Source organism: Rhodovulum sp., assembly GCF_011048875.1.
In the GTDB taxonomy this organism is placed as follows: Bacteria; Pseudomonadota; Alphaproteobacteria; order Rhodobacterales; family Rhodobacteraceae; genus Rhodovulum; species Rhodovulum tesquicola.
The window spans coordinates 1-4,937 of record NZ_DSDD01000368.1 but is presented as its reverse complement, the minus strand read 5'-3'; the positions used below and the strand labels follow the sequence as shown (position 1 = coordinate 4,937).

Here is a 4,937-nt window from a genome sequence, read left to right as displayed (position 1 = left end):
CTTGACCAGATCGGCGATCTGGGCAAGTTGATCGCGCAGAAGCGCCTCGAGCGCCGCGCCCTCGGCGGCGCGCATCGCGGTGAAGTCGTCGATCAGCCTGTCCAGATCGGCCAGAAGCGCGGCCGTCAGCGCCTCGGTCTCGGCCTCGGGCGGCGCCATGTCCGCCACGCCGCGCAATGTCAGGATGTCGGCCGCGCTGGGCGCTGCAAGGCGCAGATTGTGTTCGGCCGCCGTGGCCTCGACCTTCTTTAGCATGACAAGCGCCGCGTTGAGCGCGCGCGCATCGATCATCGCCGTCCCCGCCCCCGTCGCCTCGCGCTGGACCTTCAGCCCCAGCGTCACGCTGCCCCGCGCGATCCGCCCCTGAAGTGCCGCGCGTGCCGCCTGTTCCAGCCCCGGCAGCCAGTCGGGCAGCCGCAGCCGCAGGTCCAGCCCCTTGCCGTTGACGCTGCGCAATTCCCAGGTCCAGCCATGGCCGTGCCCCTGTCCGCCCCGCACCGCGAAGGCGGTCATCGAGTCAGGCATCTTCGTTAACCATTGGTGAAGACTCCCCTCTCACTCGTGGCTTTTTTGTGGCAATCTTTCGCCCATGGGGGCTGATCCGCACTAGCATGTCCCGCGCTGGCCGACAACGGCGGCCAGGGAGGGGCGCTTCGGACAGCCATGATTGGTGTGACCGGGGTAGGAACGAGATGTCCGAGAACGACAAGAGCCCGAGGGCCGCTGTGGTGGCGCTGGCAGGGTATCGTGCGGGGGGCGGCCTGGCCGCGCTGGACGAGATCGGGGCCTATTGGCGTGGGCTGACCGAGAAAAACGGCATCCCGCCGAGCCGGGCCGAACTGGACCCGCGCGGCTTTTCCCGGGCGCTGTCGAACTGCTTCATCGCCGAGGCGATCACGCCGCGCCATCTGCGCCTGCGGCTGACGGGTCAGCACCTGAGCGATGTCATGGGGATGGACATGCGCGGGATGCCGCTCTCTGCCCTGATCATGCCCGATTCCCGCCCCCATCTGGAGCAGGTGATCGCCGAAGGGCTGGCGAACATGGCCGGACCCGCAAGGATCAGCCTGTTCGCGCCGCCCCGTTTCGGCCAGCACGCGCTTTATGGCGGCATCGTGCTTTTGCCGCTGCGCGACGAGGCCGGCGCGCCGCGCCGGATGCTGGGTGCCTTTGCCACGGTCGGCAAGCCCGGCCGCGCGCCGCGCCGCTTCCGCATTCTGGGTGCGGCCAAAACCGATCGTCCGGTTGCCACGACCGGCCGCCCGGCGCTGAGGGTGATCGAGGGCGGGCTGTCGGTCCGGGCCTGATCCCTGCCCTGCCCCGGAAAGGAATACCCAAGGTATAGAAAGCGGTTACCCCGCCTTCTTCATGTGGATCAGACCGCTGCGGCGGCCGCGGCACTGTCATGGCGCGCGGACAGTTCCTCGGCCACGAGGAAGGCAAGCTCCAGCGCCTGAGAGGCATTCAGCCGCGGATCGCAGGCGGTGTGATAGCGCGAGGACAGATCCTCGTCGGTCACCGCGCGCACGCCGCCGGTGCATTCGGTCACGTCCTTGCCGGTCATCTCGACATGCACGCCGCCGGGGATCGTGCCCTCGGCCGCATGGACGGCAAAGAACTCCTGCACCTCGCGCAGCACCGAGTCGAAGGGCCGCGTCTTGAACCCGCTTGCCGACTTGATCGTGTTGCCGTGCATCGGATCGCAGGTCCACACGACCTGCGCCCCCATCTCGCGCACCACCCGGATCAGCCGCGGCAGGTGGTCGCCCACATTGCCCGCCCCGAAGCGCGCGATCAGCATCAGCCGACCGGGGATGTTCTCGGGGTTCAGCTTGTCGATCAGCACCTTCAGATCGTCATCGCTGATGCTCGGCCCGCATTTCAGCCCGATCGGGTTCATCACGCCGCGGCAGAACTCGACATGCGCGCCGTCCACCTGCCGCGTGCGGTCGCCGATCCACAGCATGTGGCCCGACCCCGCGATCCAGTTGCCCGAGGTGGAATCCACCCGGCACAGCGCCTCCTCGTATTCCAGCAGCAGCGCCTCGTGCGAAGTGAAGAAATCCACCACCGAAAGCGCGTTCATCGTGTCGCCGTTCACGCCCGCGGCAGTCATGAAAGCCAGCGTGTCGGCGATCCGGTTCGCCATGTCGCGGTATTTCTCGGCCTCGTCGCTGTCGGTGAAGCCCAGCGTCCAGGCATGCACCCGATGAATGTCGGCGAACCCGCCCTTGGAGAACGCGCGCAACAGGTTCAGCGTGGCCGCGGCCTGGGTATAGGCCTGCAACATGCGCGCCGGATCGGGGATGCGCGCCTCGGGCTTGAAATCGAACCCGTTGATGATGTCGCCGCGATAGGCGGGCAGGTCCACGCCGCCCTGGGTCTCGGTCGGCGCAGAGCGCGGCTTGGCGAATTGCCCCGCCATCCGGCCCACCTTGATGACCGGCAGCTTGGCGCCCCAGGTCAGCACGATGGCCATCTGCAACAGCACCTTGAACGTGTCGCGGATGGAATCGGCGGAAAACTCGGCAAAGCTCTCGGCGCAGTCGCCGCCCTGCAGCAGGAACGCCTCGCCGCGGGCCGCCTGGCCCAGCTTGGCGGTCAGGTTGCGCGCCTCGCCGGCGAAGACCAGAGGCGGATACTTGGCCAACTGCGCCTCGACGGCATGAAGGGCCGCCTGGTCCGGGTAATCGGGCATCTGCACCCGGGGCCGGGACCGCCAGTCGGATTTCTGCCAGGTCGTCATCTCTCTCGCTCCGCAGGTCTGTCGCATTCCGTGGGGCCTTATAGGGGCAAGCGCGCCTTGCCGCCACCGTCAATTCCCCCGGCCCACTTGATCCGCTGGGGCAAACCTGCCTTCGCTGAACCGACAAGAGGCGCGGAGGCAGAGGTGGCGACAGTCGCCCGGGACAGCGCGTTGATCGAGGTGGCGGCAGACGGCAACCGGCCGCAGGACCTCGTCTTCGTGCTGCTCGACCGCTTCACCATGCTCAGTTTCGCCGGAGCGATCGAACCCTTCCGCATCGCCAACCGCATGTCCGGCAAGACGCTCTACCGCTGGCGGCTGGCGGGTGGCGGGTGGCGGACGAGGGCGGCGACTGGGCCACCTGTTCCAACGGCGCGCGGATCGCGCTGGACATGGAACTCGACGCGCTGGGCCGCGACGAGACCGTGCTGGCCTGCGGCGGCATCGACGTGCAGGCGGCCACGACGAAACGACTGGTGGGCTGGCTCAGGCGCGAGGCGCGCCAGGGTCGGGCCATCGCGGGGCTGTGCACGGCGGCCCAAACCCTGGCGGATGGCATGGCGTCAGGTGGCGCCGACGACGTCCGCATCTTCGAGATCACGCGCGACTACACGATGACCGACCGGGCCGAGGCGCCCGCCTATTGCCTGGTCTCGGGCAGGATCCGGTAAAGCGCCCTGTCCGTCACCGACAGGAACCAGATCGCGCCATCGGGGCCTTCACGCAGATCGCGCACCCGGCCGGTCCGGGGCGCCTCCAGCCGTTCCTCGGCGAACCCGGCCGCCGGGTCCAGACGCGACAGGAAACCGGAATTCAGGCTGCCCGAGAACAGATGGCCCCGCCATTCGGACCAGAGCGCGCCGGAACAGATCACAAGCCCCGAGGCCGCGATGAAGGGGTCCCGGTAACGCATTGGCTGTTCCATGCCCGGCTTCGCCATCCCCTCGCCGATCTTCCGGCCGGAATAATGCCGCCCGCAGGAAATCACCGGCCAGCCGTAATTCGTCCCCCTGGCGATCAGGTTCACGTCGTCCCCGCCGCGCGCGCCATGTTCGTTGACCCAACGCCGCCCTTCGAGATCCAGCGCCGCGCCTTGCGGGTTGCGGTGGCCATAAGACCAGATCTCGGGCCGCACGCTCGCCTGCCCCACGAAGGGATTGTCCCCCGGCACCGTGCCGTTGCGGTTCAGCCGCAGCACCGACCCCTCGTGGCGCGTCAGGTCCTGCGGCCTGGCACAGCCGAGAAATATCTCGCAGCTTTCGGCGAAATCGCGCGGGGCGGGACCATCAAATCAAGCAATCCCCCCTGCCCCACGGCCGCCACATCAGGCCGCCCCGCGACCTCGGCCGCCACATCGCCGGAGATGCGCACCAGCCGCCCGGCCCGTTCGGTCACCGGCACGCTGCCATCGGGCAGAAAGCCGATGGCCCAGGGCTCGCCAAGGCCGGTGGCGACGGTCTCGATGCGCAGCGGCCCGGCGGAACTTTCCAGCCCGCGGGCGGGACCGGACAAGGGCAGGAACAGGGCAGCCGCGCCAAGGGCAAGCCCGGCAAGGCGCAGGAACCGTCTGGAAACACTCTGTTGCATGTCCCGAAACCTGGCGCCGGCTGCGTAATGCCAGGCCCGGCTGCGGCGCGGTTTCCCTTCCCTTTTGTCGGACGCGCCACTAGTCTGCCCGGCGGATTTCATTCCACCACGGGAGTTCAACAATGAAAAAACTGCTTCTGGCCAGCGCGACCATGCTGGCCCTTGCCGGGACGGCGACGGCTGACGAGGTCAAGATCGGCATCATCTTCGGCTTCACCGGGCCGCTCGAATCGATCACCCCGGCCATGGCGGGCGGTGCGGAACTGGCGATTGCCGAGATCAACGCCGCCGGAACCTTCATGGACGGCGCGACCGTGACCTCGGTGCGCGGCGACTCGACCTGTGTGGACGCCGCCGCCGCCACCGCCACCGCCGAGCGTCTGGTGACCTCGGACAAGGTGCATGCCATCGTCGGCGCGGATTGCTCGGGCGTGTCGGGCGCGATCCTTCAGAACGTGGCACGGCCCAACGGCATCGTGATGATCTCGCCCTCCTCGACCTCGCCTGCGCTGTCGAATGCCGAGGATGACGGGCTGTTCTTCCGCACCGCGCCGTCGGATGCGCGCCAGGGCGAGGTGATCGCCGAGGTGCTGCAGGAACGCGG

The 4,937-nt window shown here is 68.4% G+C and carries 7 protein-coding genes; 3 read left to right on the top strand and 4 right to left on the bottom strand.

The features are described 5' to 3' along the window. On the bottom strand, positions 1-513 hold a 513-nt coding region (locus ENN83_RS12820), incomplete at its 3' end, for a YicC/YloC family endoribonuclease (protein WP_287187564.1). Between the two features lie 179 nt (positions 514-692). On the opposite strand from ENN83_RS12820, the gene ENN83_RS12815 reads away from it, so the two are divergent. Continuing rightward, a complete protein-coding gene (locus ENN83_RS12815) occupies positions 693-1,307 on the top strand; it encodes a PAS domain-containing protein (RefSeq protein ID WP_287187563.1) in 615 nt (204 codons plus the stop codon). A 68-nt stretch (positions 1,308-1,375) separates the two neighbouring features. Here ENN83_RS12815 and ENN83_RS12810 read toward each other — a convergent pair whose 3' ends face one another. Next, on the bottom strand, positions 1,376-2,746 hold the full coding sequence (locus tag ENN83_RS12810; RefSeq protein ID WP_287187562.1) for a class II 3-deoxy-7-phosphoheptulonate synthase: 1,371 nt from the start codon (positions 2,744-2,746) through the stop codon (positions 1,376-1,378). 332 nt (positions 2,747-3,078) lie between these two features. Between ENN83_RS12810 and ENN83_RS17000 the strand changes: the two genes are divergently transcribed. Further along, positions 3,079-3,417 carry a hypothetical protein gene (locus ENN83_RS17000; protein WP_349760131.1) on the top strand — a complete coding sequence of 113 codons (339 nt, stop codon included), beginning with the start codon at positions 3,079-3,081 and terminating at the stop codon, positions 3,415-3,417. Here the strand turns inward: ENN83_RS17000 and ENN83_RS16995 are convergent. Next, a complete protein-coding gene (locus ENN83_RS16995) occupies positions 3,387-3,944 on the bottom strand; it encodes a PQQ-dependent sugar dehydrogenase (RefSeq protein WP_349760130.1) in 558 nt (185 codons plus the stop codon). The genes ENN83_RS17000 and ENN83_RS16995 overlap by 31 nt on opposite strands. A gap of 17 nt (positions 3,945-3,961) precedes the next feature. Beyond that, a complete protein-coding gene (locus tag ENN83_RS16990) occupies positions 3,962-4,333 on the bottom strand; it encodes a PQQ-dependent sugar dehydrogenase (protein ID WP_349760129.1) in 372 nt (123 codons plus the stop codon). Positions 4,334-4,455: 122 nt separating this feature from the next. Here ENN83_RS16990 and ENN83_RS12795 point away from each other — a divergent pair. After that, on the top strand, positions 4,456-4,937 hold a 482-nt coding region (locus ENN83_RS12795), incomplete at its 3' end, for an ABC transporter substrate-binding protein (protein ID WP_287187560.1).

What these genes read in the sequence shown, in the direction of transcription:
- ENN83_RS12810 (WP_287187562.1), bottom strand. Translation starts at nt 2,746, where the DNA reads ATGACGACCTGGCAGAAATCCGACTGGCGGTCCCGGCCCCGGGTGCAG.
- ENN83_RS16990 (WP_349760129.1), bottom strand. Translation starts at nt 4,333, where the DNA reads ATGCAACAGAGTGTTTCCAGACGGTTCCTGCGCCTTGCCGGGCTTGCC.
- ENN83_RS12815 (WP_287187563.1), top strand. Translation starts at nt 693, where the DNA reads ATGTCCGAGAACGACAAGAGCCCGAGGGCCGCTGTGGTGGCGCTGGCA.